General features: G+C 63.6%; 24 protein-coding genes. 6 read left to right on the top strand and 18 right to left on the bottom strand.

Going from position 1 to position 25,688, the window contains the following annotated elements; translation table 11 throughout:
• Positions 1-69: 69 nt before the first annotated feature.
• Genes astB through NFH98_RS03130 form a run of 5 tightly spaced genes read right to left on the bottom strand, consistent with a single transcriptional unit; the run spans position 70 to position 6,266 of the window.
• Positions 70-1,425 carry an N-succinylarginine dihydrolase gene (gene astB / locus NFH98_RS03150; protein WP_222515818.1) on the bottom strand — a complete coding sequence of 452 codons (1,356 nt, stop codon included), beginning with the start codon at positions 1,423-1,425 and terminating at the stop codon, positions 70-72.
• 5 nt (positions 1,426-1,430) lie between these two features.
• A complete protein-coding gene (gene astD, locus NFH98_RS03145) occupies positions 1,431-2,900 on the bottom strand; it encodes a succinylglutamate-semialdehyde dehydrogenase (protein WP_349622214.1) in 1,470 nt (489 codons plus the stop codon).
• The gene (astA, locus tag NFH98_RS03140) at positions 2,900-3,943 is read right to left on the bottom strand and encodes an arginine N-succinyltransferase (RefSeq protein ID WP_045990904.1); all 1,044 of its coding nucleotides are present in this window, start codon (positions 3,941-3,943) and stop codon (positions 2,900-2,902) included. The genes astD and astA overlap by 1 nt, the downstream gene beginning before the upstream one ends.
• Complete coding sequence (locus NFH98_RS03135; RefSeq protein WP_349622213.1) at positions 3,943-5,013, bottom strand: arginine N-succinyltransferase; 1,071 nt, start codon at positions 5,011-5,013, stop codon at positions 3,943-3,945. The genes astA and NFH98_RS03135 overlap by 1 nt, the downstream gene beginning before the upstream one ends.
• 38 nt (positions 5,014-5,051) lie before the next feature.
• Positions 5,052-6,266 carry an aspartate aminotransferase family protein gene (locus NFH98_RS03130; protein WP_287163232.1) on the bottom strand — a complete coding sequence of 405 codons (1,215 nt, stop codon included), beginning with the start codon at positions 6,264-6,266 and terminating at the stop codon, positions 5,052-5,054.
• A 266-nt stretch (positions 6,267-6,532) separates the two neighbouring features.
• Between NFH98_RS03130 and NFH98_RS03125 the strand changes: the two genes are divergently transcribed.
• Entirely contained in the window at positions 6,533-7,249 is a 717-nt protein-coding gene (locus NFH98_RS03125) for a class I SAM-dependent methyltransferase (RefSeq protein WP_349622212.1), read from the top strand.
• Between the two features lie 91 nt (positions 7,250-7,340).
• Here the strand turns inward: NFH98_RS03125 and NFH98_RS03120 are convergent, their stop codons facing one another.
• The 6 genes from NFH98_RS03120 to fabV all read right to left on the bottom strand — a co-directional run bounded on the left by NFH98_RS03120 (position 7,341) and on the right by fabV (position 13,458).
• Positions 7,341-7,835: a cysteine hydrolase family protein gene (locus NFH98_RS03120; RefSeq protein ID WP_349622211.1), complete on the bottom strand. Its 495-nt coding sequence runs from the start codon at positions 7,833-7,835 to the stop codon at positions 7,341-7,343.
• 349 nt (positions 7,836-8,184) lie between these two features.
• Positions 8,185-8,409 carry a hypothetical protein gene (locus tag NFH98_RS03115; protein WP_124802861.1) on the bottom strand — a complete coding sequence of 75 codons (225 nt, stop codon included), beginning with the start codon at positions 8,407-8,409 and terminating at the stop codon, positions 8,185-8,187.
• 722 nt (positions 8,410-9,131) lie between these two features.
• On the bottom strand, positions 9,132-9,353 hold the full coding sequence (locus NFH98_RS03110; RefSeq protein WP_045990898.1) for a hypothetical protein: 222 nt from the start codon (positions 9,351-9,353) through the stop codon (positions 9,132-9,134).
• A 442-nt stretch (positions 9,354-9,795) separates the two neighbouring features.
• Positions 9,796-10,308 (bottom strand): DUF417 family protein, encoded by a 513-nt coding sequence (locus tag NFH98_RS03105; RefSeq protein ID WP_045990897.1) that lies wholly within the window; start codon positions 10,306-10,308, stop codon positions 9,796-9,798.
• A 794-nt stretch (positions 10,309-11,102) separates the two neighbouring features.
• Positions 11,103-12,080, bottom strand: coding sequence for a GlxA family transcriptional regulator (locus NFH98_RS03100; RefSeq protein WP_181248576.1), 978 nt, complete (start codon positions 12,078-12,080; stop codon positions 11,103-11,105).
• A gap of 181 nt (positions 12,081-12,261) precedes the next feature.
• A complete protein-coding gene (fabV, locus tag NFH98_RS03095) occupies positions 12,262-13,458 on the bottom strand; it encodes an enoyl-ACP reductase FabV (RefSeq protein ID WP_349622210.1) in 1,197 nt (398 codons plus the stop codon).
• Positions 13,459-13,714: 256 nt separating this feature from the next.
• Here fabV and NFH98_RS03090 point away from each other — a divergent pair, with 256 nt between their 5' ends.
• Positions 13,715-14,104, top strand: a complete 390-nt coding sequence (locus NFH98_RS03090; RefSeq protein ID WP_108131267.1) for a DUF7079 family protein — start codon at positions 13,715-13,717, stop codon at positions 14,102-14,104.
• Between the two features lie 12 nt (positions 14,105-14,116).
• Here NFH98_RS03090 and NFH98_RS03085 read toward each other — a convergent pair whose 3' ends face one another.
• The gene (locus tag NFH98_RS03085; protein WP_045990894.1) at positions 14,117-14,602 is read right to left on the bottom strand and encodes a glutathione peroxidase; all 486 of its coding nucleotides are present in this window, start codon (positions 14,600-14,602) and stop codon (positions 14,117-14,119) included.
• A gap of 84 nt (positions 14,603-14,686) precedes the next feature.
• Positions 14,687-15,238, bottom strand: a complete 552-nt coding sequence (locus NFH98_RS03080; protein WP_231498436.1) for an NUDIX hydrolase — start codon at positions 15,236-15,238, stop codon at positions 14,687-14,689.
• Positions 15,239-15,409: 171 nt separating this feature from the next.
• Between NFH98_RS03080 and NFH98_RS03075 the strand changes: the two genes are divergently transcribed.
• Positions 15,410-17,056: an acyl-CoA dehydrogenase family protein gene (locus NFH98_RS03075; RefSeq protein WP_349622209.1), complete on the top strand. Its 1,647-nt coding sequence runs from the start codon at positions 15,410-15,412 to the stop codon at positions 17,054-17,056.
• 52 nt (positions 17,057-17,108) lie between these two features.
• On the opposite strand, the gene NFH98_RS03070 is transcribed toward NFH98_RS03075, so the two are convergent.
• On the bottom strand, positions 17,109-17,717 hold the full coding sequence (locus NFH98_RS03070; RefSeq protein WP_083970155.1) for a LysE family translocator: 609 nt from the start codon (positions 17,715-17,717) through the stop codon (positions 17,109-17,111).
• A 248-nt stretch (positions 17,718-17,965) separates the two neighbouring features.
• Here NFH98_RS03070 and NFH98_RS03065 point away from each other — a divergent pair, with 248 nt between their 5' ends.
• Positions 17,966-18,688 (top strand): response regulator transcription factor, encoded by a 723-nt coding sequence (locus NFH98_RS03065; protein WP_108131263.1) that lies wholly within the window; start codon positions 17,966-17,968, stop codon positions 18,686-18,688.
• Between the two features lie 30 nt (positions 18,689-18,718).
• Here NFH98_RS03065 and NFH98_RS03060 read toward each other — a convergent pair whose 3' ends face one another.
• Together NFH98_RS03060 and NFH98_RS03055 are read right to left on the bottom strand one after the other, a co-directional pair.
• A complete protein-coding gene (locus NFH98_RS03060; protein WP_349622208.1) occupies positions 18,719-18,988 on the bottom strand; it encodes a hypothetical protein in 270 nt (89 codons plus the stop codon).
• A 304-nt stretch (positions 18,989-19,292) separates the two neighbouring features.
• A complete protein-coding gene (locus NFH98_RS03055) occupies positions 19,293-19,697 on the bottom strand; it encodes a GreA/GreB family elongation factor (protein WP_045992777.1) in 405 nt (134 codons plus the stop codon).
• Between the two features lie 366 nt (positions 19,698-20,063).
• Here NFH98_RS03055 and NFH98_RS03050 point away from each other — a divergent pair, with 366 nt between their 5' ends.
• Positions 20,064-20,669: an exopolysaccharide biosynthesis protein gene (locus NFH98_RS03050; protein WP_348827581.1), complete on the top strand. Its 606-nt coding sequence runs from the start codon at positions 20,064-20,066 to the stop codon at positions 20,667-20,669.
• Here NFH98_RS03050 and NFH98_RS03045 read toward each other — a convergent pair.
• Complete coding sequence (locus NFH98_RS03045) at positions 20,666-22,369, bottom strand: dihydroxyacetone kinase family protein (protein WP_349622207.1); 1,704 nt, start codon at positions 22,367-22,369, stop codon at positions 20,666-20,668. The two genes, NFH98_RS03050 and NFH98_RS03045, sit on opposite strands and share 4 nt — an antisense overlap.
• Before the next feature lie 369 nt (positions 22,370-22,738).
• On the opposite strand from NFH98_RS03045, the gene NFH98_RS03040 reads away from it, so the two are divergent.
• A complete protein-coding gene (locus NFH98_RS03040) occupies positions 22,739-23,344 on the top strand; it encodes a hypothetical protein (RefSeq protein ID WP_045992774.1) in 606 nt (201 codons plus the stop codon).
• An 84-nt stretch (positions 23,345-23,428) separates the two neighbouring features.
• Here NFH98_RS03040 and NFH98_RS03035 read toward each other — a convergent pair whose 3' ends face one another.
• On the bottom strand, positions 23,429-25,090 hold the full coding sequence (locus tag NFH98_RS03035) for an amidohydrolase (protein ID WP_349622206.1): 1,662 nt from the start codon (positions 25,088-25,090) through the stop codon (positions 23,429-23,431).
• Between the last annotated feature and the right edge of the window lie 598 nt (positions 25,091-25,688).

The following is a 25,688-nucleotide window of genomic DNA, read 5'->3' as shown; positions in this document are numbered from 1 at the left end:
CCGGGGAGGGTGGGGTCGAATCGACAAACAGCAACCAGGATACGCGTGTTCATTTGAGCCCATCGCGGCTCAGTTGCCAGCTCCCTGGAAGGGGTACACAGGGCCCAGCGCGAGGAGGGACGTCAGCTCGTCCAGCGCCGCCAATGTCTCCTCGGCGAGTCTGGGGTCGGCCAGGTCTTCCGGTGCCAGACGCTCGCGATAGTGACGCTCGACCCAGGCGACCAGGTCGGCGTAGAGGGCGTCGTCGAGCAGCACCCGGCCGGACAGCGCCTCGCGCTCGGCCTGGCTCAGCACCACCCTGAGCCTCAGGCAGGCCGGACCACCGCCATTGCGCATGCTCTGCTTGACGTCCTTGACCACCACTTCGCCGATCGGGTTGTTGCCGGCCAGCAGGTGATCCTGGATGCACCGCCACACCGCCTCACGCTCCTGACACTCCCCCGGCACCACCAGGGTCATGCTGCCGTCGTCATTGGACAGAAGCTGGGAGTTGAACAGGTAGGAGGCCACCGCGTCCTCGAGGCTGACCGCCTCAAGCGGTACCCGCACCGGAATCAGCGGCGTCGACATCTTCTCGCGCAGCGCATCGAGGGTGGCCTCTTCGTCACGGAAGGCCAGCTCGTGGTAGAGCAGCACCGGGCCATTGCCCACGGCGATGACATCGTTGTGGAAGACCCCGGCGTCGATGGCATCCGGGTGCTGCTGGGCGTAGACCACTTGATGCTCAGCGAGCCCATGCTGGCGGGCGATGGCCTGGCTGGCCTCCAGGGTCTGGCGCGCCGGAAAGCGACGCGGCTCGACGCCGTCACCACCGAAGGCCTGACGCCCGTAGACGAACAGGTGCACCCCTGGCTCGCCGTGCTCGCCGCACAGCCGGGTATGGTTGGCCGCGCCTTCATCGGAGAACGCCGGCGTCGCCGGCAGCACCGGGTGATGGGCGAAGTGGGCGGGATCGGCGAAGATCGCCGCCAGCACCCGACCGGTGGTCTCCGGCTCCAGAAAGCGGTGGAAGCTCGACTGCAGGTTGGCCGGGGTGAAGTGCACTCGACCGTCAGCGGCATCCAGGCTCGGTGTCACGGTGCCGGCGTTGGCCGTCCACATGCTGGAGGCGGAGCACACCGCGCGCAGCAGTTGCGGCGCCTGGCTGGCGGCCTGGGCCAGCACCTGACCGTTGTCGCCGGCAAAGCCCAGCGAGCGCAGCGCCCCCAGGTCAGGGCGCTGCTGTGGCGGCAACACGCCCTGCACGTAGCCTGCGTCCTTCAGCGCCTTCATCTTGGCCAGGCCCTGCAGCGCCGCCTCTCGGGGGTTGGACACCAGGCCGCCGTGGGACATCGACGCCACGTTGCCGTGGGCCAGCCCCGAGTAGTTGTGGGTCGGCCCCACCAGGCCGTCGAAGTTGACCTCGACCACGTCCCGCTGGCTCATATCGCTCACAGGCTCACCCCCGGCGGCAGTTTCTCGGGCAGGTTGAGGGCTTCGCTCTCGACGGAGGCGACCGGGTAGGCGCAGTAGTCGGCAGCGTAATACGCACTGGGGCGATGGTTGCCGCTGTCGCCGACGCCGCCGAAGGGCGCGTCGCCGGAGGCACCGGTGGTCTGGCGGTTCCAGTTGACGATACCGGCGCGGATGCGCAGCAGGAAGTCGTCCCAATCGGCCCGCTCACCACCGATCAGCCCGGCGGACAGGCCATAGCGGGTGTCATTGGCGAGTGCGATGGCGTCGTCCCAGCTCTGGTAGCGGTAGACCTTGAGCAGCGGCCCGAAGTGTTCCTCGTCCGGCACCTCGACCCCGGTCACGTCGACGAGTCCCGGTGTCAGCAAGCTGGTGCCCGGCTCGACCTGGCGCATGCGCGACAGCACCTTGCCACCGCGAGCCTCCAGGTCTGCCTGGGCGGCGAGCAGCCCCTCGGCCGCCTCGACGCTGACCAGACCACCGTAGAACGGCGCCTCCTCGGCAAAGGGCTCGGCCACGCGCAGGCGCTCGATGGCACCGCTCAGGGCGTCGATCAGGCGATCACCGGCCTCGCCCTCTGGCACGATCAGGCGGCGGGCGCAGGTGCAACGCTGGCCCCCGGACAGAAAGGCCGACTGCAGGATGGTCAGCACCGCGGCGTCCTCGTCCGGCACGTCCTTGACCACCAGCGGGTTGTTGCCGCCGAGTTCCAGCGCCAGCACCTTGCCCATCTGGCCGGCGAACTGCTTGTGCAGAAGGCCACCGACCTTGGCGCTGCCGGTGAACAGGAGGCCGTCGATGCCGGCATCGGCGGACAGCGCCTGGCCGACCTGTGCCGCGCCCTGGACCAGGTTGATGACGCCCGCCGGCAAGCCGGCCTCGAGCCAGCACTGCAGGGTCAGATCGGCGGTCAGCGGGGTCTGCTCGCTGGGTTTGAACACCACGGTATTGCCAGCCAGCAGCGCCGGCACGATATGCCCGTTGGGCAGATGGCCGGGGAAGTTGTAGGGACCGAATACCGCCATCACGCCATGGGGGCGATGGCGCAGTACCGCTCGGGCGTCACCCAGGTCACGCTCGCGCTCGCCGGTGCGTTCCTCGCGGGCACGGATGGACAGCGCCACCTTGCCGATCATGGCGCCGACCTCGGTGCGTGCTTCCCACAGCGGCTTGCCGGTCTCGTGGGCGATGCTGGCCGCCAGGTCCTCGCGGTGGCTTTCAAGCACGCCACGGAAGCGCTCGACCAAGGCTTCACGCTCGTCAAGCGAGGTCAATGCCCAGTCGGGAAAAGCCTTGCGTGCGCTGGCAACGGCCTGGGCGACCTGCTCGGCGCTGGCGGCCTTGCCCTGCCACAGCTCGGCGCCGGTGATCGGGTCGAGCTTGGTGAAGGCCTCGGCGTCGCCGGACATCCACTGTCCATCGATAAGCAATTGTTGTGTGGGTTGCATCACGCCTCCTCGTCGGAATTCAGCACGCGCAGGGTGTCGCCGGAGGCGACCTCCAGCCTGCGCGCCTCGTTGTCATTGAGCACCAGCACGCCGTCGGCGTCGGGACCGCGGCCGACCCAGGCGGCACGGAAGTCGGCCATGCGGGTGGTCGCCGCCAGCCACTGGGGCCGCTCGGCGCTGTCGGCGTTGGGGTCGACCTCGACACGCACGTGTCGCGACAAGCGCACGCCCTTGACGTCGTCGATGTAGGCCTCGACCGTGGGACCGCCGTCGAAGATGTCGATATAGCCTTCCCAGCGCAGCCCCTGCTTCTTGAGCATGGCCAGGGCCGGGCGGGTGTGCTCGTGGACCTGACCGATGCAGGCACGCGCCTGCTCCGAGAGAAACGGCGTATAGATCGGGAACTTGGGCATCAGCTCGCCGATAAAGCTCTTCTGGCCAAGGCCGGTCAGCCGATCCGCCTCGTTGAAGTCCATGGGGAAGAAGTTGGCCCCCAGGCAGTCCCAGAAGGCGCTGCGCCCGTTCTCGTCGAAGCGTCCGCGCATCTCGGCCAGCACTTTCTCGGGAAAACGATCGCGGAACTCGGCCATGAACAGCCAACGCATCATCGACAACAGCGCGCCGTTGCGCTGATGGCGGCGATCGGCACCCCGGAACTCCGGGCGCAGGAACAGCGAGGCGACCTCGGCGTCGCCGGTGTGATCCGAGCTCAGAAACAGCGTATCGACGGTGCGATGCAGGTCGAGCTGCTTGGACGAGTGCGCCAGGGTGCCAACGCGGTAGTGATAGAACGGCACTTCACGCCCGACCTGCCCTTCGATGGCGCAGCAGCCGGCCAGATGCCCGCTCTCCTCGTCCTCCAGCACGAAGAAGTAGAGACGCTGGTCCACCGGGGTCTGCTCGTTGAACGCGCTCGTGGCGGAGGCGATCTTGTCCGCCAGAAACTCGCGGTTATCGGGAAGGGAGGTGAAGCCGACGCCGGTCTCCCGAGCCAGCGCCTGGAGTTCGTCCAGGTCCCCTTCCATGATCGGTCGCATGCGCATTACAGCTCTCCCTCGTCGTAGCCCGGGTCGAGCCCGTCATCGCTCAGCCCCAGCGGCGCCGCCAGCACCGCACGTCCTTCTTCCACGCCCAGCAGTTCGGCGTGGGCCGGCGACAGCATCAGCTGGCCGGTCGGCGACAGCGCGTAGCGCGCCACCGTGCAGCAGAAGCCGTCCAGGCGCTGGTTGGCGACCATCGCAGGCTCGGCGTCGGGTAGAGCGTGCTCGGGGCGGATGCGTACCGGGTGCCAGGCGGCGCGACGGAAGGACTCGAGACGCATGCGGTCACCCTTGATCACCGGGCCTGCGTCGAACAGGTCGACGTGGCGCGAGCGCAGGAAGCCCTCGGCCAGCATCTCCTCCAGCGCCGCCTCGTGGGCCGGGTGCTCGCGCCCGATGGCAGCGCGCGCCTTGGGCGTCAGCAGCGCCAGGTACAGCGGGAACTGCGGCATCACCTCGGCAATGAAGCTCTTCGAGCGCACGCCTGCGGTGTAGTTGATCTCGTGGTAGTCGCGCACGAAGAAGTGGCGACCGACACTGTTCCAGAACGGCGACTCGCCGTCGTCGTCCAGATACCCCGGGAAGGCCATCGCCAGCACCTCGGCGAAGCGCTCGGGGTACTGGGCGATGAACATCAGCCGGGCGCGGCGCAGCAGGCTCTCGGCGCTGGTGCCCTTGTACCGCGGATCCAGCGACAGCGCGCACAGCAGGCTGGCGTCCGAGACCTCATGGGACAGCGCCAGGGTCGGCACCTCACGGCGAACATTGAGCTGCTGCGAGGCGTGGATCAGGGTTTCCTGGCGATAGGTGTAATACGCCTCGGTGGCCCCGGCCAGGGCGCGGATTGTCGCCGTACCGACCACCTCACCCCGCTCGCGATCCTCGAGCACGAAGGTGTAGTGTTCGTCCCCGGGTACCTCGGCCTCACTGGCAAACGCCCGCTGGGAGCGCGCGATGCGCTCTTCCAGGCGATCACGGTGGGCCGGCAGGTTGGTCAAACGTGGCTGGGCGGAACCCGCCAGGCGCTCCAGCGCCGGCAGGTCACCTAGCCGCACAGGGCGAACGGCCAGCATCGGATGCCCTCCCGTCAGCTCATGTTGATCGGCACCTTTCACGACGCGCTGACCATCCGTGCGATGGCGCGTTCGAGACGCTCGAGTCCCTCGACGATGTCGGCCTCGGGAATCACCAGCGACGGCGCCATGCGCAGCACGTTGGGGCCGGCGATCAGCGCCATCAGACCTTCCTCGATGGCCAGCGGCAGGATGTCCTTGGCGCGACCTTCATACTCGGGGGCCATCTCGGCACCGATCAGCAGTCCCATGCCACGAATTTCCTTGAACACACCGTGCTTGCGGTTGATCGCTTCCAGGTGCTCGCGGAACAGGTCGTGACGCTTGGCGACGCCACCGAGCACTTCCGGCGTGTCGATATGGCGAATCGCCGCCAATGCCACCGCCGAGGCCAGGGCGTTGCCGCCGTAGGTAGAGCCGTGGGTGCCCAGCACCAGCACCGGGGCGACGCGATCGGTGGTCAACATGGCGCCCACCGGGAAACCACCGCCCAGGCTCTTGGCGCTGGTCAGGATGTCCGGGGTGATGGCGTAGTCCATGTAGGCGTACAGCGAGCCGGAGCGGCCCACGCCGGTCTGCACCTCGTCGAACACCAGCAGGGCGTCGTGCTCGTCGCACAGGTCACGCAGGCCCTGGAGGAACTCGGGCGTGGCCGGCACGATGCCGCCCTCGCCCTGCATCGGCTCGACCATGATGGCGCAGGTGTCGTCGCCGACCAGTTCGCGCACGCTGTCCAGATTGTTGAACTCGGCGTGGAGCACGCCTCCGGGCACCGGCCCGAAGCCCTGGGAGTACTTGGGCTGGCCACCCACGCTGACGGTGAACAGGGTGCGACCATGGAAGGACTGACGGAAGGAAATGATCTTGTCCTTGTGGGCCCCGTGCTTGTCATGGGCCCAGCGACGCGCCAGCTTCAGCGCGGCCTCATTGGCCTCGCCACCGGAAGAGCACAGATAGACCTTGTCGGCGAAGGTACGCTCGGTCAGCTCCCGAGCCAGCTCCAGTGCCGGCTCGTTGGTGTAGACGTTGGACAGGTGCCACAGCTTGTCGGCCTGGGCCTTGAGGGCTTCGACCAGCACCGGGTGGCAGTGACCCAGCGAGTTCACCGCGATGCCGCCGGCGAAGTCGATGTACTCGCGGCCTTCCTGATCCCACAGACGGCTGCCTTCGCCGCGCACCGGGATGACCTTCTGAGGAGCGTAGTTGGGCACCATGTACTGGTCGAAGTCGGCACGGCTCGGGGTATGGCTCATCGGGGATCTCCGCTGTGGTTGGCGTTGCCCGTCGTCGGACGGGAGCGCGCAGTTTGCGCGCTACTGCAAAGCATGAAATGGATCGATGCTTCGAGTATAGGGACGCCCTCGCTCCACGGCTTTCAGCAATGGGACCCGCTTTTTCACAAAGCTCTGTCCTTGCGCCCTGCCCTTGCACCATCGTCATGACGCCTACCCAGGCTTCGTCTAGGCTGAAGACTCCCGCAGGACCTGACCCGATCACTACCACCTCCAGGGGCTCCGCCATGCTCAACACCACCGTCTGGAACCGCTGGCGCTATTCGCTTTATGCCCCCGTCTACGACACGGTGGCCCAGCGTACCTTTGCCAGGGCGCGGCGGCGCGCTCTGAATCAGGTGTGCTGGCAGTCGGGGATGAAGGTACTGCTGGTGGGGGCCGGCACCGGCCTTGACCTGCCGTGGCTACCGCGAGACCTGGAGATCCACGCCAGCGACCTGTGCCCGGCGATGGTCAAGCGTCTCAAGGATCGCGCCTGTCGGCTTGGCATCGACGTCGAGGCCAGAACCATGGATGCCGAGCGGCTGGACTACGCCGACAACAGCTTCGATGTGGTGGTGATGCACCTGATCCTGGCGGTGATGCCGGATCCGGCAAAGGGGCTCACCGAGACCCATCGCGTCCTCAAAGGCGACGGCCAGCTATGCGTGATGGACAAGTTCCAGAGCGACGAGCGGCCCTCGGGACTGGCGCGCAGGGGGCTCAATCTGCTGACATCCGCCATCGCCACCGATATCACTCGCCAGGCCCGGCCATTGCTGGACCAGGCAGGCTTCGTCATCGAACAGGACACTCCGGTGATGATGGGCTCATTGTTTCGCGCGTTGATCGCCGCCAAGGCCGACCACGCCGGGCCTCGACCAGCGAAACCGCGACCAGCAGAACCTCGACCAGCCGAATCTCGACCAGCAGAATCTGGGCCTACTGAACATCAGTCCGGCTGAGCCTGCGTCCACTGACTATGCTGGCGGCGCCACCGGGCAGGCGTGTCAGCTTCAAAGCGCTTCCACAGCCGGCGCAACTGACGTTCGTCGCTCACCCCCACCCGCTCGGCGATGTCTCGCGGATGTCGCTGGCGCTGAAGGTTCGCGCTCCCCGCTGCATGGCAAAGGTCAGGGTCGCTTCACTGACGAAGTCCACTGCGTATCCCAGATCGGAGGCCACCCTGGTGGTGGTCTCGCAGCACTGCTCGGTGCGAATACCGCTGATCCATAGCCGAGACACCCCTCGACCGCGTAGCCAGCGGTCCAGCCCTGTATCGGTGAAGGCGTTGTGGGCGGTCTTGTAAAAGGTCACATCAGCGGGGTCTTCGAAGCCCTCCATGGCTCGGGTCAATCCATTGTCGGGATCAAAGGCGCCCTGGCTTCCCGGCTCCGTATGGATGATTCGCACCATCAACATGCCAGCCTCGCGTGCCAGATCGATCAAGGCACGCTGAGCTTCCGGCCAATCACCGAGTCGAGTGGCATCCCAGTAGGGGCGCGGGAGAAAAGAGGCCTGAACATCGATGACGAGAAGTGCTTTGGTCATGTCCAATCTCCAGCAAACGGGGGGAGATTGCAGACTAGTGCCCCGCAGCAGCGATGCGCAGAAGAGGGCCGGCCCTGAAGGGGGCAGATCCGGACATGACGTGACTATCGAGGATTCCGTCCATCGGCACCAGCATAGGAATCGGTATCGGCTGCCCTGACCTTTCTCCCATCAATGGACGAGCGCTGGATACCAGCAAACCGCAGCAGCGTAGCCACGGTTGAGCATGTCATGAACGCAGGGGCATTCGAACGCAGCATCCTTCAAACGCTAAAAAGGCCCACCTGAGTGAGCCTTTCACGTAGCGGTCGCGAAACGCGACAACACTGCTGCCGTCTTTGCTGACGACTTACATATTCGCTTCCTGGAACGCCGCGATGGTCTCGCGCAGCAGTTCCTTCAGCTCTGCAACCTCCTGCTCGAGGGCTGCAATCTTGGCCTGGCGCTCTGCGCTTTCGGCATTCTCCTGGATCCGCTGCATGTTTTTCTGCAAGGTATCGGAATCCATGGCGAAGGCTGAGCCGACGGCCATCATCGAGACCAGCGCTGCAGTTGCCAACATCTTGGTTTTCATGTCTCTCTCCTCGTTTTCGTCGAACATCCTTCGACCACTTGTCCTGACCGCCGCCCCTGGATGGCGCTGCCGGGTGGTGGCAGGAAGCGGTAATCAACCAACGTTAGTGAAAGCCAAGGTGCGTCACGGCCACCGACAGGTAGGCGCTTCGACGACCACTCCCGAGCTCTTCCGCCGGACATCCAATGTCACGCTTCAATCGCTCTGCAAGACCGCGTCCCTGCGGCCAGTGAGCCAATCCTTCGACTCAAGTCCTTGAGGCGCTCGGTCCATGAACGTCCACGTGTCGACGAACAGGCATCGATATCCGTTCGAAAAACACTGTTCACAAATCGACAAGATCAATCTAAAGGGCACCATTTCAGCACGCAACCGACGCTTGCTCTGCATGACCAGACTTGCACAGTCCGAACATTGGTTTGACCACTAGCGCTTTTGGCTGGCGGCATCTACCCAGCGGAAACCGCCTGCATATTGATGCCCAACTTCTTGTCACAACCAACCCAAAGAGCGCTTCAAACCCGCAAGGCAAGACGGCGTCCCTGCCGCTGTAGATAAGGGAGTCATCAAGATGAGCACACCTTTTCTATCACCTTACCGACATTTCCCTTCACGCTTGCATGTCCTTTTGGCTAGTTCATGCGCTGCCAGGGCGATCCTCTCGGGTTGCAGAGCGAGCGCCCTTTACGTCAGTGTTCCAGCGTGTCTTTCTCCAGCTTGTGTTACTGGGACTCTTCCAGGCTCTCTACGGTCATTTGCAGCAGGTCCTTGAGCTCAGCCACTTCCTGCTCCAGGGCCTCGACCTTCTGCTCTTCAGAGGCTTCGGTGCTGCGCTCTTCGATTTCCTGCATGCGCTTTTGCAGGGTGTCGGAGTCCATGGCATAGACACTGCCAGCGGCAAACATGGAGGCCATCACTGCGGCAAAGATCATTTTGGTTTTCATGTCACTCTCCTTGGAGTCGTCGATAGTGTTTCGACGTTGAATCGTTTTGATATTTTGTGCGTTATCGAGCATCCCTTGGGATCATCTTCCTGGACGCGCCGACACTCTGCCCTCTACTTCTATCTTCGGTCTAACCACTTTCCGTCTTTCCGACTCTCGTCGTAACGTTTTGTTACCCGGCAACATCAAATCTAATCGGCATCCCTCATATTGGCAATTGCAAATATGTCCATCTAATCATTCAGGCACAATATTCGTTTAAGCTGCTGATTTAATTCACCCAAACTTCTTGATTAGAAAGGTGCGCCGACACGGACTCTTGCGCCCACACACCTTGGTAGCCATGTCCTCCACCAGCGCCCCTTCACAAAGGGACCAGGCGCGGACCGGGCTTTCCAGCCCGGGAAAGCCACACTCCCGAGACCGAAAAGCCCTTTCATTTCTATGCAGCATCAGCAACCAGAGCGTCGTCCTGAGCATGCTGTGCACTGCGCTCTGCACTCACCGCCTGCCAGGCTGAGCCGGTGATCACCAGCGATGCGCCGAGCAGTACCAGATCCTTGGCCAGGAAGCCTCCGAACAGGGACGGGAATGCCAGGGTGTCACCCGACAGGCTGCTGACGTGCAGCACACCCGGCGTGGTCAACAGGAAGCTGGTCGTTGTCAGAAAGATCACGCTTGCCAAGGCACCACCCACCAGGCCGGCCTTTTTCGAGATGGGATAGGCGGCTACCAGCAGGCCGACGATAATCTCGGCGGTTCCGATCGCGGCCGATACCTGATTGACACTGGCGACATCATAGAGCCAGGCCATCAGTGGCGAACTGGCCACAATGCCCTGGATCGCTGCAGCTTCATCGGGGTGATACTTGAAAAAGCCGATCCAGAAAAGAATGGCGACGACGCCGTACAGGGCCACATAGAAACCCAGTCGAGAAATGGTGGTGTGGTTCATGTCTAACTCTCCGTCTTCACTTTTTTAGTTTGCGTGGATGGCATCCTGACGCCTCCACTTTGCTGCTACCGTTTCATTCACGCTTCGTTCGAATATGCACAGAATTCCGACCTCAATAGCGGCAGGCTTCCGAGCAACTCGTCTGTTGTTCATGGTGGTTGGTAGGTGTTACCTGCGACTTTCTTACACGCCTTCTTCATTTTTTTTTCGTCCCGGGCCGCTATCGACACGCCCATCGACATTCCCGGGACGAAAGCAGATCCATTTGCTTGGCCGTTGCCTGACCTCAGCCAGCGGACAAGCCGTAACGGCTCCAGGAGTTACGGTATCTATGTAGCATTTATTGGAGATTCCTTACGTGCCACTGCTGTGCCGGTCTATGCACTCGGCGACGCAAAAGAAGGAAATACGCCAATTGTTAGCGGGTAGGCACATCGGGCAGTGCACAGTAGAGATAGCAAGAGGCGAAACGATAGGACGACAGAAGCCGGGGAGAGATCAGCGAGAGGAGTCGTGCTGGAGATGATGTAGAGCGCAGAGGCGAGTAGAGCGAGTGCAGACGGGACGAGTGCAGACGAGGCGAGTGGAGCGCGTGCAGACGGAACGAGTGGAGGCGAGGCTAGAAATGCGGGAGTGAGCAGGGGCGAAGCGAGAGGGTCGGAGCGAGAAGCTGAAACGCGACGGAGGGGAGAAGCACGGTGAAGACAGCAGCCGTTACCCTCAGGACCAGACCATTCCGACAAGCGTCGCTCATCAAGGCCTGAAGACGTACCGGATACAGAAAGCCTCGAGCGTCAGCCCAGTCGCTCTTCTCTCGGGGTCATGCCGAAGTGGTTGCGATAGGCCGTGGAAAAGTGGGCGGCAGAAGAAAAGCCGGTCTGCAGGGCGATCTCGCCCGCGGGCTGGTCGGTATCGCGCAACATTCGACGGGCCTTCTGCAGGCGCAGGTCCAGATAATAGCGGCTCGGCACCGACTTCAGGTACTTCTTGAACAGCCGCTCCAACTGACGGCGAGAGATCCCCAGGTGCTCGGCAAGTTCATGGGTAGACAGCGGCTCCTCGATGTTGGCCTCCATCAGCTGGACCGCCTCGACCAGGCTGTCCGGCGCATGGGCCAGGCGTGAACGCAGGGGGATCTGCTGGGGCTCGTCCCCCATGCGGATGCGCTCCATCACGAAGTACTCGGAGATACGAGTGGCAAGGCCTGAGCCGTGGTGGCTTTCCACCAGGGTGATCATCATGTCCATGGCGGCGGTCCCCCCGCCGCAGGTGATCCGGTCGCGGTCGATCTCGAACAGCTGCTGAGACAGGCGCACCCTGGGATGGGCCGCAGCGAAGGCCTCGAAACGCTGCCAGGGTAGCGTTGCCTGGTAGCCATCCAGCAGGCCCAGCCGGGCCAGGGCTTCGGTGCCACCGCCGATACCGCCAAGCACCACCCCGGACGCCGCCAGACGCCTGAGCCAGGCGGCCAGGTCATCAGGAATGCCCCCCGGCAGCTTGGCCGGACCACACACCAGCACCATATCGGGCTGCGACTCCGCCTCCCCCAGCGCGGCGCGTGGCAACACCGTCTGCTGGGAGGCGCTGGTCACCGCGTCGCCGCCGCTGGCGTAGCTGGTCAATCGATACAGGGTTCGCCCGTGCAGCAAGTTGGCCACGTGCAGCGGTTCGGTGGCACAGGCGTGCGCCAGCAGCGAAAACCCCGGCATGACCACGACCCCGACCTGTCGAAGCAAATCCGGCGAACGTGTTGTGCTGACGGTGTGTGGCATGGGGGGTCTCGAGGAGTGTGCGCGAGGCATATATTACGCCACTGATCTGCGAGATTCAGCGCCCATGTCCGTTGCGCATGGGCTACACCAGGTCGACACCCACGGCAGCTGGCTTCACATCGAAGGAGGCCGCGACCTCTCGGTCGCGGCCTCCTTCATCGCCGAACGGCAGTCCTCTGGTTTACAGCTGCACCACGTCGAACTCGGCGACAGGATCAACGTCGGCGTCGTAGTCGACGTCATCGCGCTCAAAGCCAAACAGCTTCAGGAATTCGTGCTTGTAGCCGGCGTAGTCGGTGATGTCGAACAGGTTGTCGCTGGTCACCTGGGGCCACAGGTCCTTGCACGCCTGCTGGACATCGTCACGCAACTCCCAGTCGTCCAGGCGCAGGCGCCCGACGTCATCGGTGGTCGCCTCGCCGCCGTAGAGGCGCTCGCCGAACAGACGATTGAGCTGATCGATGGTGCCTTCGTGCAGACCCTGCTCCTTCATCACGCGGTACACCATGGCGATGTACAGCGGCATGACCGGAATCGCCGCACTGGCCTGGGTCACCACGGACTTCAGCACCGCCACGTTGGCGCCGCCACCGCTCTGCTTGAGCGAGTCATCGATGGCGGAGGCTGCCCGGTCCAGGTCTTCCTTGGCCTTGCCAAGGGCGCCGTGCCAGTAGATCGGCCAGGTGATCTCGGTACCGATGTAGCTGAACGCCACACTGCGAGCGCCGGGTGCCAGCACGCCGGCCTCGGACAGCGCCTCCATCCACAGTTCCCAATCCTGACCACCCATGACGTCGATGGTGTCGGCGATCTCCTGCTCGGTCGCCGGCTCCACCTGGGCTTCGATGATGGTGTCCTTGTTGGTATCGATGGCGGTAGCACGATAGGTCTCGCCGATGGGCTTCAGGCAAGAGCGCTTGAGCTCGCCGGAATCGGGCAGCTTGCGCACCGGGGAAGCCAGCGAGTAGACCACCAGATCGATCTGGCCCATGTCGGCCTTGATCAGCTCGATCGCCTTGTCACGCGCCTCGTGGGAGAAGGCATCGCCATTGATGGACTTGCTGTAGAGCCCTTCTTGCTTGGCGAACTTGTCGAAGGCGGCAGAGTTGTACCAGCCCGCCGTGCCCGGCTTCTTCTCGCTGCCCGGCTTCTCGAAGAACACCCCCAGGGTATCGGCGCCGTAGCCGAAGGCCGCGGTGACGCGCGCGGCCAGACCGTAGCCACTGGAGGCGCCGATGACCAGCACCTTCCTGGGCCCTTTGGATGCATCGAGGCCGCGCGCACGGGTCGCCTCGATCTGCTCGAGGACGTTCTTCTCGCAACCGACGGGATGGGTGGTGGTGCAGATGAATCCGCGTACCTTGGGCTTGATGATCACGACAGACCTCTTCGTTACTCGCGGCTCCCGAGGGAGAGCCATCCAATGTGTAGAGCGTGGTCGCGATATTCTAGCGGCACAGCGCCGCCCTGTCCGCCTTTGTGCACATGCCCCTGACTTCCCGCGCTTTTCCTTGCCGCGCATTGCGCCTGAACACACCAGGGCCCTGTCCGGCTCTGCTGGCGATCGCGTCGCTCTCTTGCCCACCGGCACGGGGTCGGGCAGGATGCTGCCCACCGCTTGAGGAGACCGCCCGATGGATGCACAGACCCTGGTCGATGAACGCGGCGAGCTGTGGCTTGCCCTGGCGCCCATGTGGCTCGAACGCGAGCCCAGAGAGTCCGACTATGCGCGGATGGTCGAGGTGATCGAGCGCGACGGCATCGCCCTCAAGGACCTGGAATGGGTCTTTCGGATCGAGCTGGCGCCGGTATTGTCGCGTCAGCAGATGTCGGTCGCCGGTGAGTGGCGCAAGTTCGATGACCACCAATTGATGCGCCGTCTGGTCGCCCACAACCTTCGCCTCAAGGGCTGGCGACGCAAGTTCTGGGCGCTGTTCTCGGGCCTGACCACCATGATGGTGCGCCATCGCTACAACGAACTGGTGGAACGGCTGGTGGTGGCGCGCGGAGGAGACATACGCTGAGCGGGAGAGAGGTCAGGATTCGTCCAGTGCCCGCTCGAGGTCCAGCATCATGGCGTCGCCCCCATCGCGAGGCCCATAGCGCTTGAGCACACGGCCATCTCGGGCGACCAGAAACTTGGTGAAGTTCCACTTGATGGCGCGCGTCCCCATCCATCCTGGGGCTTCGGCCTTCAGGCGTTTGAACAGCGGATGGGCCTTGGCGCCATTGACCTCGACCTTTTCCATCAAGGGAAAGGTGACACCGAACTCACGCTCACCGAAAGCGCAGAACTGCTCGGCGGACTCCGGCGACTGCCGTGCGAACTGGTTGCAGGGGAACCCGAGCACGGTGAAGCCGCGCTCGCGGTGTTCACGATAGAGCGCCTCCAGCTCCGCCAGCTGAGGGGTGAAGCCGCACTTGCTCGCCACGTTCACCACGAGCAGCACCTGGCCACGCAGGGCGCGGAGGTTGAAGGGCTCGCCGCTATGGGTGCGGCACTCGACATCATGCAGGGTCATGGGATGAACTCGCGCTTACTGTCTTCACGATGACATGCCAGACGTCATTGCGCCAGTCGCAACGCCCTGGCGGCAAAGCGGCATTCAATTGTCCCCCTCGCGCTCGAGCAGCAACTCGAGGGCCAGCCGCGTATCCGGCGTCACGCCGGCGAGCTCGAGGGCTCGACGCGGTGACATCCAGGCCACACTGGCGACCTCCTCGGCCTGCAGCGACAAGGGGCCGTCCCACTCTACGCAGTAGACGCTGCCAAAGATGCGATACCCGTCCTCATCGTAGCGAAACTCCAGGCAATGGCGCAGCGCTACTGCGCGGATACCGAGCTCCTCGGCCAGCTCACGACGTGCCGAGACGTGGACCGCCTCCCCGGCGCCGACCACGCCTCCCGCCGCCAGGTCCAGTCCGCCGGGAAAGGCTTCCTTGGTCAGCGTTCGATGCTGCACACATAGTTCACCACGGCGATTGCGTACCACGATGTAGGTGGCGCGGTGCCAGAACCGATAGCGGCGCATTTCTGCGCGCCAGGCGCTGCCACAGGGACGATTGCGGGCATCCACCACCTGCACACGCTCCCGGGCGATCACCGCTGCGGGCGCCTCGCGCTGGTTATCAGGGGACGCCTCGCCAGCATTCGTCACGCCAGAGGCCGTGGGAGCCGAGTCGAAAGAGGAAACAGGGCACATCGAAGGGCTCCACCGAGAAAGCCCCAAGACTACCCATCCCGTCCCGTTGCGTCATCCCTCTCGTTTGACCCGAGGGGCACAGCACACCATGCTGACTATCAGGTCTTTCGTCATCAGGACAGGGCCATGCATGACCAAGCTCCGCGAGAGTGCCTGGCGAGCCACCGGGTCGACAATCAGCCGTACTCTCTTCCCTTCGACGCCTTCGCCGACGACGCCGTGCTTCAGTTCTGGCTGGCCCATCTGGCGCCGGCCTGGGTGAGTTGCCGACTGTCCCTGCTGGGCCAGGATGTCGGTCGTGCGGAGACCCAGCGACTGGCTGACGAGGCCAACCGCCACCCACCCTCATTGCGACTTTTCGATCGTCATGGTCGCCGGCTCGACGCCGTCGATTACCACCCGGCCTACCACGCCCTGATGCGCCTGGCTACCACCCGTGGCGTCCATACCATGGCCTGGACGGAGGAGGGGCACGGCGGTCATCAGGCGCACGTGGCGGGACTCTATCTGCTGACCCAGGCCGAAACCGGCATCTGCTGCCCGGTGACCATGACCCACGCCGCCTACCCGGTGCTGCGTCGAGAACGCTCACTGCCGGATTGGTGGGCCTCTGGGCTGCTCGTCGAGGACTACGATTCCAGGGCACTACCGGCGAGCGACAAGCACGCCCTGACCTTCGGCATGGCGATGACCGAGAAGCAGGGTGGCAGCGATGTGCGCACCAACACCACCCGAGCCGAACATGGCGAGGACGGCTGGCGCCTGTACGGACACAAGTGGTTCATGAGCGCCCCCATGTCCGACGCCTTCCTGACCCTGGCTCAGCGAGACGAAGGCCTCAGCTGCTTCCTGGTGCCTCGCTTCGCCCCTGATGGCGAGCGCAACGCCATCGAGATTCAGCGACTGAAGGACAAGTGCGGCAATCGCGCCAATGGCTCCGCCGAGATCGAATATCGGGGGGCCTGGGCCCACCCGCTCGGCGACCCTGGGCGCGGCATCGCCACCATCCTGGAAATGGTTCAGCAGACCCGTCTCGACGCCGCCAGCGCCCCGGTGGGCATGATGCGCCAGGCCTGGCGCGAGGCCTGGCAGCATACCTGTCAGCGTCATGCCTTCGGGGCGCCCTTGGCCGAGCAGCCGGTGATGCGGGCGGTACTGGCGGATCTGGCGCTGGAGGTGGAGGCCGGCGTGGCGCTGATGCTGCGCACCGCTCAGGCCTTCGACGGCGCCAGCCGCGGGGAGGAGCAGGAGCGCGCCCTGGCCCGGCTGCTGCCGAGCCTGGCCAAGTACTGGCACAACAAGCGCGCCCCCGGCTTCATGGCCGAGGCCATGGAGTGCCTCGGAGGCATCGGCTACGTCGAGGAAGCACCGCTGGCGCGGCTCTACCGCGAAGCGCCGGTCAATTCCATCTGGGAAGGGTCCGGCAACGTGATCTGCCTCGACGTGCTGCGGGTCATGGCGCGACACCCCGAGGCCATGGCGGCCCTGTATCAGCTGTTCGAGCATGCCCGAGGTGGACATCCGGATCTGGATCGCGCCTTGGCCCAGCTGCCTCAGCCACAGACCAGCGAAGACCTGGTGCCCAGGGCCCGCTGGCTGACCCAGTGGCTGGCCCAGTGCACCCAGGCAGCGCTGCTGGTCCAGCACGCGCCGCACGAGGTGGCGGATACCTTCTGCCGCACCCGCCTGGGCCAGCACCCGAGCCCGGCCTATGGCGTGTTGCCGACGGCAAGTCCGCTGGACGCCATCCTCCATCGCTCAGCGCCAGCATGAACCGACATCGCCAGCAGCCTCGGCCACGAAATGCTCGCAGCCGGCGGCGGCCTTATCCCGCCAGTACCCTCAGCGCCAGCCCCAGCAGCAGCACCCCGCTGATGCGATTGATCCAGTGGGCGCGAGCCTGGAGCCAGGGCAGCACGCGGGAGTGCGACAGCCCCAACGCCACGATGACGTACCAGCCACCGTCGATCAGCATCGCCGTCAGCACAATGATGGCACGCTCGATCGAGGACATTTCGGGGCTGACAAACTGACTGAGCAGCGCGACGAAGAACAGGATCAGCTTGGGATTACCCAGGGCAACCAACAGCCCTTCTCTCGCAGCGACGCGGTGACTGGCGGCGGTGGGTCGGGCGCCCAGCGCTCCGCCACGCCCGGCCCTCAGCGCCTTTATGCCAAGCCAGGCCAGATACAGTGCCCCACCGATCGTGATCACGCGAAAGGCGGAGGGATGGCGTTCGATCACCTCCCCCAGCCCCCACACGGTCAGCAAGGCGTAGAGGCCGACGCCCAGCGCATGGGCGATCGCCGCCACCACCCCGGAGCTGCGCCCCCCTCCCAGCGTATGACGAAGCACCAAGGCCAGACTTGGACCAGGAGACATGGCCCCCATGGCACAGATGGCGGCCAGAGACATCCACAATGACAGCGGCATCACACTCCCTCGTGAGAATTCCGATGGACTAGACGACGAATGGCGCACAGTTCAGCGTGCTGACACCTACGACCCACGGCGCTCAGCGGCCATCCTTTGCGGCCCGAATCAAAAAAACCATTCTTCGGAAATGACAAAGTTCACGCCCAATGGTCATTTACAAGCATATTAGTATCGATAACGATACTAAATCGGCATCACCAAAAAACGATAACGATCAATCATCGCATGGGAACAGGGAGGGGACGATGTCTGCCCTTCAGGAAGGTCCGATCGTCCGGCTGATCACGCACCCCAACGTGCAGTCGCAGTTGTTCACCCATCACCTGAGCCAGGTACTCGACTGCCAGGTCAGTCCTCTTGCCCCGGAGGCGGTGTCCGGCCTGGAAGCGGAACTGTCGAACTCACCTCCTGGTGTGCAACTGTGGCTACTGGACGCCGATCAGCTATCGCACAGCGACATGCATCGCTGCCACGAGCTCAAGGCACAGTTTCCCGACATTCTGCTGGCGGCGTTCAACCTGGCCAACCAGGAACAAGCCGCTGAATTGTTGGCGTCATTGCACCTTCAGGGCATCTTCTATCGCCGCGACGAACTGGACAATATCTGCAAGGGAATCATCCAACTCCTCGATGGCGCCCTGTGGATGTCGCGTCCGCTGCTACAGCAGATGTTCGAATATTTCCGACGACAGCAGTTCAACACCTACCGTCCCGTCGCCGGTCTGACCCAGCGGGAGCTGGAAATTCTCGGCTTCATCGGCAACGGCGCGTCCAACCAGGATATCGCCACCCAACTTTTCCTGAGTGAGCATACGGTCAAGTCTCACCTGTACAACATCTTCAAGAAGATCAAGGTGCATCACCGCGCCGAGGCCGCACACTGGGCGCGCAAGCACTTGGGCATCCCGCCCCCCATGACCAAGAATTCACATCGCAGCCGTCTGCCCCGGGAGCTCGAGCCTCGCTGAACCGATCACGACATGGCCTTGCGGCCAGGCTCACTGCAACGAGAACAACATCGTCGCCCCGGCACCACTGCTGGACGAGGAAGAACGATTGCCGCGCCCGGTGACCAGCACCTCCAGCCGGCCCCCGGACGCCTGCTGGATGACGGTCATGCTGAACCTTCCGTCGGGCAGGCGCTCTACCCGAGGCGCTCGTCCCGCCCAGGTCCCGCTCCTGTGCTCCTGCCCTGGGCCCGTCCACTCCCACTGAGCGGTGAAGGGAATGCCCTGAGTCCCGGAGAACCGCACGACAATATCGGCCACGGCAACGCCTGTACCCGCGAGGAAAAGCCCCAGCCCGAGGACACACCCTGAGAACCGGTGAGTGAATCGGCCCATCTCCCTCCTCCTTTGCTCATCCAGGTGATGCCAAAGGCTGCGGCTGCGCTGCTCACTGGGCCTTGAGCGAGAAGTCGATGAGCGAAAAGTCGACGAACGAAGGTTAGACAAGGCAAAAATCGGTGAGAAAGCGCAGTTTACGGGGTGTAAATGAGTATTTTGACCGGGCTGGCGCCCCAGCCGATTTTTAACGCCGTATTACCGAGCGCAGGCACTTTTCAGACAAGCCCTAGCGATGAAACTGACGCTCTCGCTCCGGCTGCCACAATATCTCTTCCACCCGCCAGCGCCCTGGCTTCCCCAATGCCACCTGGGTCGTCCACTCTTCCCCGACCCGACGGGTCAACAGCTCGGCGCCCAGCGGCGCCATCACCGATAGACCATCTTCGGTCGTCGCCAGCGCATGAGGATAGACCAGCGTGCGCGTCAGAAGTCGGTCCGTGTCGACGTCCCTGAGCACAACCTTGCTGTTCATGCTGACCACGTCATCGGGCATCTCGTCCGGGTCGCGAATCTCGGCACGCTCCAGTCGCTCTTCCAGCAGGTCGGCGGCAGCCCGTTCGGTTCCGCAGGCTTCATCGATCAGGCGCTGTAAACGCTCCGCATCAAGACGGTTGGCAAGTCTCAACGACATCCTTGGCACCTCACTGCTAAACGTCGGCCTGCGTCGAAGACAACGATCGAGAATCAGGCCTGGCAACAAAAAAAGCCCTCCCCGATATAGGGAAGGACTCGTATCAGTTTCAGCATACGACAACTTCTAAAAATAAGAAACTACTTATATTAAACTCGCACCCGCCTCGCCCCTTGCCTGGACACCGTTCTGTCGCCGTCGCATCGACAAGCGCGGACGCAGTTGACGATCGATGTGACAGGCCTGGCAAGCCTGCCTCTACACCGCCGCCTGCCTCCGGAGGCGTCAAGCGCGCTGGGTTCACGGCATGGACAGGCGGCTTTTCCAGCCCCCATACTACGTCGCTTTACCCACGCCCGAGGCCCCATGCCGACGAGTTCCACCGCTTCAGAGTCCTCTCCAGAATCCTTGACCGAACTGCTCGACCAGCTACAGGCCGCCAGCCAGGACAAGCGCTGCCTGAGTCTGGCTGAGGTCATCAACGCCGTCGGCAGGCGCAGCTTTGCCCCCATTCTGCTGGTCGCAGGCCTGGTCACGCTCACTCCGCTGATCGGTGATATCCCCGGTGTGCCCACCATGATGGCGCTGCTAATCGTGCTTGCTGCAGCACAATTGCTGGCCGGAAAAAAGAGCGTCTGGCTTCCGGCCTGGCTGGCGCGGCGTGAGGTGGAGACCGACAAGGTCGAGCGAACCATCGGCTGGCTGCGCAAGCCGGCCGCCTGGATCGATCGGTTGTTGAAACCGAGGCTGACTGTATTCACCGGTCAGATCGCCCGTTACCCCATCGGCCTGGCCTGTCTGGCCATTGCGCTCGCCACGCCACCGATGGAGCTGATTCCATTCAGTGCCACGCTCGCCGGCGCGGCTCAGACCATGTTCGGCCTGGCCCTGCTGGCACGAGACGGCCTGATGGCGCTGCTGGGCTACCTCTTCACCCTATCCACCGCCTGGGTGGTACTGGTGGCGCTCTAGCGCCGGCCGCAGGACCGGTCGATGGCCTCGAGCCATTTTGCCACCGCCTCGGCGCCACCGTCGGGCACGCCCATCACCCGATCGCCGAGGTAGGCCGCGCGACCAAAGCGTGGATGCATGCGGGCCGAAGCCTCGACGCCGCGCCAGGCCGCCTCGACCGCCCGAGCAAAGGCCTGAGATCCGTCCAATCCCTCTGCCAGCGCGGCCTCGAAGGCCTGGCTGGCCGGCATCAGCGCATCCAGCATGGTGCGATCCCCAGGAGCAGCACCTCCGATCTCGGCGATAGCGTCACCGGCGGCCTTGAGCGCCCTTGCCCAATCCTGTGCTGCGACCTCCCCTTCGCTCGGCAATGCCTGCGACGCACGCAGCAGGGCAAAGGCGTAGAAGGGACCTGAGCTTCCTCCAATCGCTCGCCTCAGGGCCTCCCCGGCCCTGGCCAGGCAGTCGGCAGGCGCACCAAAAGCGCTGTCCGGAAGCTTGCGCAGCGCCTGAGCCGCGCGCACCATGCTGGCCCCCAGGTCGCCGTCGCCGGCGGCACTGTCGAGCTCGGTCAAGCGCTCCTCGCTGGCCACCATGGCGCTCGCCACCGCCGCCACCGCTCGCTGAAGTCGCTCGCAGGGTGGTCCAGCCTCGTCGGCGCCCGGCAGCGGCTCATCAAGCACGCTGGCAGTCACACTCTTCACCTCCGCTGCCACTTCGGCACTGCCTGGCCAGATGCGTACCTCGGTCGGCGACGTGAGCAAGTCCTCGCGGGCTTCGTCGAGCACCATCAACGACAGCGAGCACCCCGGCATTTCCAACGCCGTCATGAAGTTGCCGCACCACCCCAGCACCGGCTCGGCCCCCAGCTCACGCAGCCTGGTCAAGGCCCGTCGCGCCACGATGGCAAGCTCCATCGGCGGTGTGCCGCCGAGACCATTGACCAGCACACCCAGGCGACACCCCTTCACCGACAACGCCTGGCTCAGAGATTCCAGCATGCTATCGACGATGGTATCCGCCGGCAGCATGGCCGACTTGCGAACCCCTTTCTCGCCATGGATGCCCAATCCGAATTCGATCTCGTCATCACCGAGTTCGAACCCCGGCCGGCCGACCGCCGGCACCGTGCAGGCACCCAAGGAAATACCCATGGTCGCCACCGATTCGGCCGCTCCCCGAGCCAGCGCGGCGACCTCCTCGAGGGGTAGACCACGGGCCACAGCGGCACCGGCGATCTTGTGCACCAGTACCGTCCCGGCCACACCACGACTCTGCTCCCGGGGTAGTGAATCGCGCAGCGCCACGTCATCGGCGACCATCACCACCTCTACTGGAATCCCCCGGACCCTTGCCAGTTCAGCGGCAAGGCGGAAGTTGAGACGATCCCCGGTATAGTTCTTTACCACCAGCAGGGCCCCACGTGGACCGGCGCAGGCAAGGATCGCCGCCAGCACGGCATCGACGCTCGGTGAGGTAAAAACGTCTCCCGCCACGGCGGCCGTCAACATGCCGCGCCCGACGTAGCCAGCGTGGGCCGGCTCGTGTCCGCTGCCGCCGCCGGATATCACCGCCACCGACCGACGCTCAGGGTCTTCAGGTAAGCTAGCGTCGATGACCACGTTTTCTTCATCCATCAGCGCAAGCCCAGGATGAAGGGCCACCATGCCTTCCAGCATCTCGCGAACGCTGCCTCTGGGATCGTTGATCAGCTTCTTCATGATGAGCCTCCTGCCCGACGGTGGATTCAGAATGGCAACATGGATGAGCCTCGAACCCTTGTAAAGCCGGCGCACGAGCCTCGCCCCGCGCTTCACGCACGGCCACGGTGCGCTGAAGCGAAGAGCTGGCCACAGGTTTTTCCGCCACACTGGGCCAGTTGTGCCCAAAAAACAGCAAAGTAGCGCTATCGCACAACCATGCTCATGGCCACCTGATCCTGGTCAAAGGCACAGCCGTCTAAGGGGGCTATTCTGATCTTGCCGACCAAGGATTGGTCGAGTGACAAGTCAGCGACGGCATGGACGCCGTCGCATCGCTTTTCGGGGGCAAGAGGTGGCATTCCGTCCCTCTTCCCAGCAGGGACCGATATGAAAACCTCTCGCCATGACCTGAAACTGTCCGACCCGCTTCACGACTACCTGCAACACCCTTCCACACGACACGCCGTGGACGCCCTGCTCGCCCATGAGCTGGAGCACCTGGCGGTCGGCATGCAGTGGGACGAACTCATCAACCACTGCAATACGCTGATTCTGGCGCATCAGATCCGCAACGATTATCTGGAAATCCTGCTGAAGGCGTCGAAGCGCATCTGGAAGCCATTGATCAAGGGCACCATCTGGCGCGAGCTCTCCATCGGAGAACTCGCCCCGGAACAGCAACCGAGCCCCCAGAACGTCTGGACCCAAGGGTTGTTTCGGTGCTTCATCAATCGCGACAACGGCCAGCCACTGACCACCTTGCTGAGCTGGCATCAGGGCGAAGGGCTGGTGGCCGCGTTCAGCATCGAACCGCGGGATGTCCAGGACATTCCACCAGGGTGGGAGATCGATGGACAGGACTCCCGCTACTGGCGGACCCAGCCCGGCCTCGCCGAGTATCATCACTCCTCGCTGCTGGACATTTCATCGCTGGTGGGCCTGGCCGAGACCGCCATCACCGCCCTGAGTCAGACTGAAATCGAGCCATCGTGAACGAGTAAACAGGCGCCCTCCCCCCCCTTCGCCACAACCTCTGCATATCGGCCTTGCTCCAAGCCTTGTAGGGCACCTTTCGGCCTATTGGTCCCGCACAAACACTCGCTCTCCAGCAATCCAGGTTTCACTCACCTGTGTTCGCCAGAGTTCCGCCGGATCGGCACGCAGAATATCGGCATCCACCAGCACGAAATCCGCCCACTGCCCCGGCATCAAGCCACCCAGGCTACCCTCCTGGTGCGCCGCGTAGGCCGCATCGACGGTAAAGCCGCGCAGGGCTTCGGCCACGGTGAGCTTCTGCCCGGGCAGCCAGCCTCCTTCGGGCTGGTCGTCGCGGTCTTCCCGAGTCACGGCGGCGTGCAAGCCGTAAAAGGGGTTGGCAGGCTCGACCGGAAAGTCGGAACCCGCGGCGATACGACTACCGCTGTCCATGAAAAAGCGCCAGGCGTAGGCACCGGCGAGACGCTCCTGGCCTAGCCGGTCGCCGGCCATGTTCTTGTCACTGGTCGCATGGGTGGGCTGCATCGAGGGAATGACGCCAAGTTCCGTAAATCGCGGTATATCATCGACGTTCACCACCTGCGCATGCTCGATGCGATGGCGAAGCTCACGCCGCTGGGGATCCTGCTCCAGGCTACGCGCATAAACGTCCAGAGCGACACGATTGGTGCGGTCGCCTATCGCGTGCATATTGGCCTGGAATCCCTGGCTGCTGACCTGATCGACCAGCGCCTGCAGGGCGTCCTGATTCTGGATCATCAGTCCGCTGGAATCGGGTCGATCACTGTAGGGCGCCAGCAGCGCCGCTCCTCTACTGCCGAGGGCGCCATCTGCATAGATCTTGACGCTGCGAATATCCAGCCAGTCTTCGGGGTCGTCGTGGATGCCCTGCGCGAGAATCTCGTCAAGCTGTGGGTCGCTTGATGACACCATCGGGTAGATGCGCACCCCCAACTCACCTGCATCGGCCCTGGAGTGGTACATCTCAAGCTCAGCGGCGCTGGCGCCGGCATCGTGCATTCCAGTGATGCCAAGCTCCTGCAGATGTGCCACAGCGGTATCGAAGGCCTTGGCCATTTCCTGTGCACTGCGCGGGGGAATCTTGTCGGTGATAAGCAACTCGGCATTGTCGATGAAAACGCCGGTCGGTGTGCCGGCATCATCACGAATGATCTCGCCCCCTTCCGGTGCCTGGGTCTCGCCATCCACGCCTGCCATTTCCATGGCCTTGCTGTTGACCCAGATCGCATGCCCATCCACTCGACTCAGCACCACGGGGCGATCGGCAATCACTTCATCGAGCACTAGCGCGGTGGGAAATGCCTTGCCGTCCCACAGCACCTGATTCCATCCCCTGCCGCGTATCCATTCCAGATCGGGATTTGCCTCGGCGAAGTCGGCTACTTCCCGGGCGCTCTGCTCGGCCGACGCCAGGCCACGCAACTCGACCTCGAGCAGGCTATAGCCGAGCCCCATCAGATGTCCGTGGGCGTCGATCAGGCCAGGCAACAGCGTGCGGCCACCCGCATCGATCGTTGCCTGTGGTTCAGGATACTGCGATAGCAGTTGCTCATCGCCTCGTGCCACCACCTTGCCATCCTCGACGACAAGGGTGGTAAAGCTCACCAACTGGCGATAGGCATCGAAACCGTAGCCGTTGGCATCATGAATCACGGTGGCATCGGCACAAACACCAAGACTGGCGCCGGCAACCGACAACGCAAGCAACGTTTTATTGAGCATGGGCCCACCCTGTCATCTTGTTGTCATAAGGCCTGAATCAACTTTCATCCTAGCCGTATTGTTCGGCGGCACCCTACGAGCATGGGAGATACAAGGAAGGACTATTACTTACAAACACCGAGGAAAAAGGAGATAAATAGACGAAGACAGGACCATTAATCTGGCATACAACATCGGCACGCATTGTCACCGCTGCCTACCGAGATGCGTGCGGTGCATGCCTTCGAATCAGGCTTGAGCGTCTTGAAGGTCCTGAGCGGATAAGGCGCTCGATTTATCGAACCGGCTGACAGACATGGTCAGGCGAGACAAGCGCCGGAATGGGTACTGGGCTTGTTTCGAGGCTCGCGACCTTTCGCGTGGACGATGGTCCGGTCGTGACAACACCGACCCTCATGATCTGCTGACCCGAGCTTGAACGGTCTCTCAGGTTGCCCATCGAGGGTACTGTTCTGGCCTGTCTCGAGTCGCTAGCGCCTAGGGAACTGCAGATAGGGAAAAACGAGCGTAAGGAGGGAATACACGAACTGCATTGGGAATGGTGCCGGTGGTCGGACTCGAACCGACACACTGTTTCCAGCGGCGGATTTTGAATCCG

This window comes from Halomonas sp. H33-56 (assembly GCF_040147035.1).
Lineage (GTDB): Bacteria > Pseudomonadota > Gammaproteobacteria > Pseudomonadales > Halomonadaceae > Halomonas > Halomonas litopenaei.
Note: the sequence above shows the minus strand (reverse complement) of the source record. Positions and strands in the feature narration are given on the sequence as shown.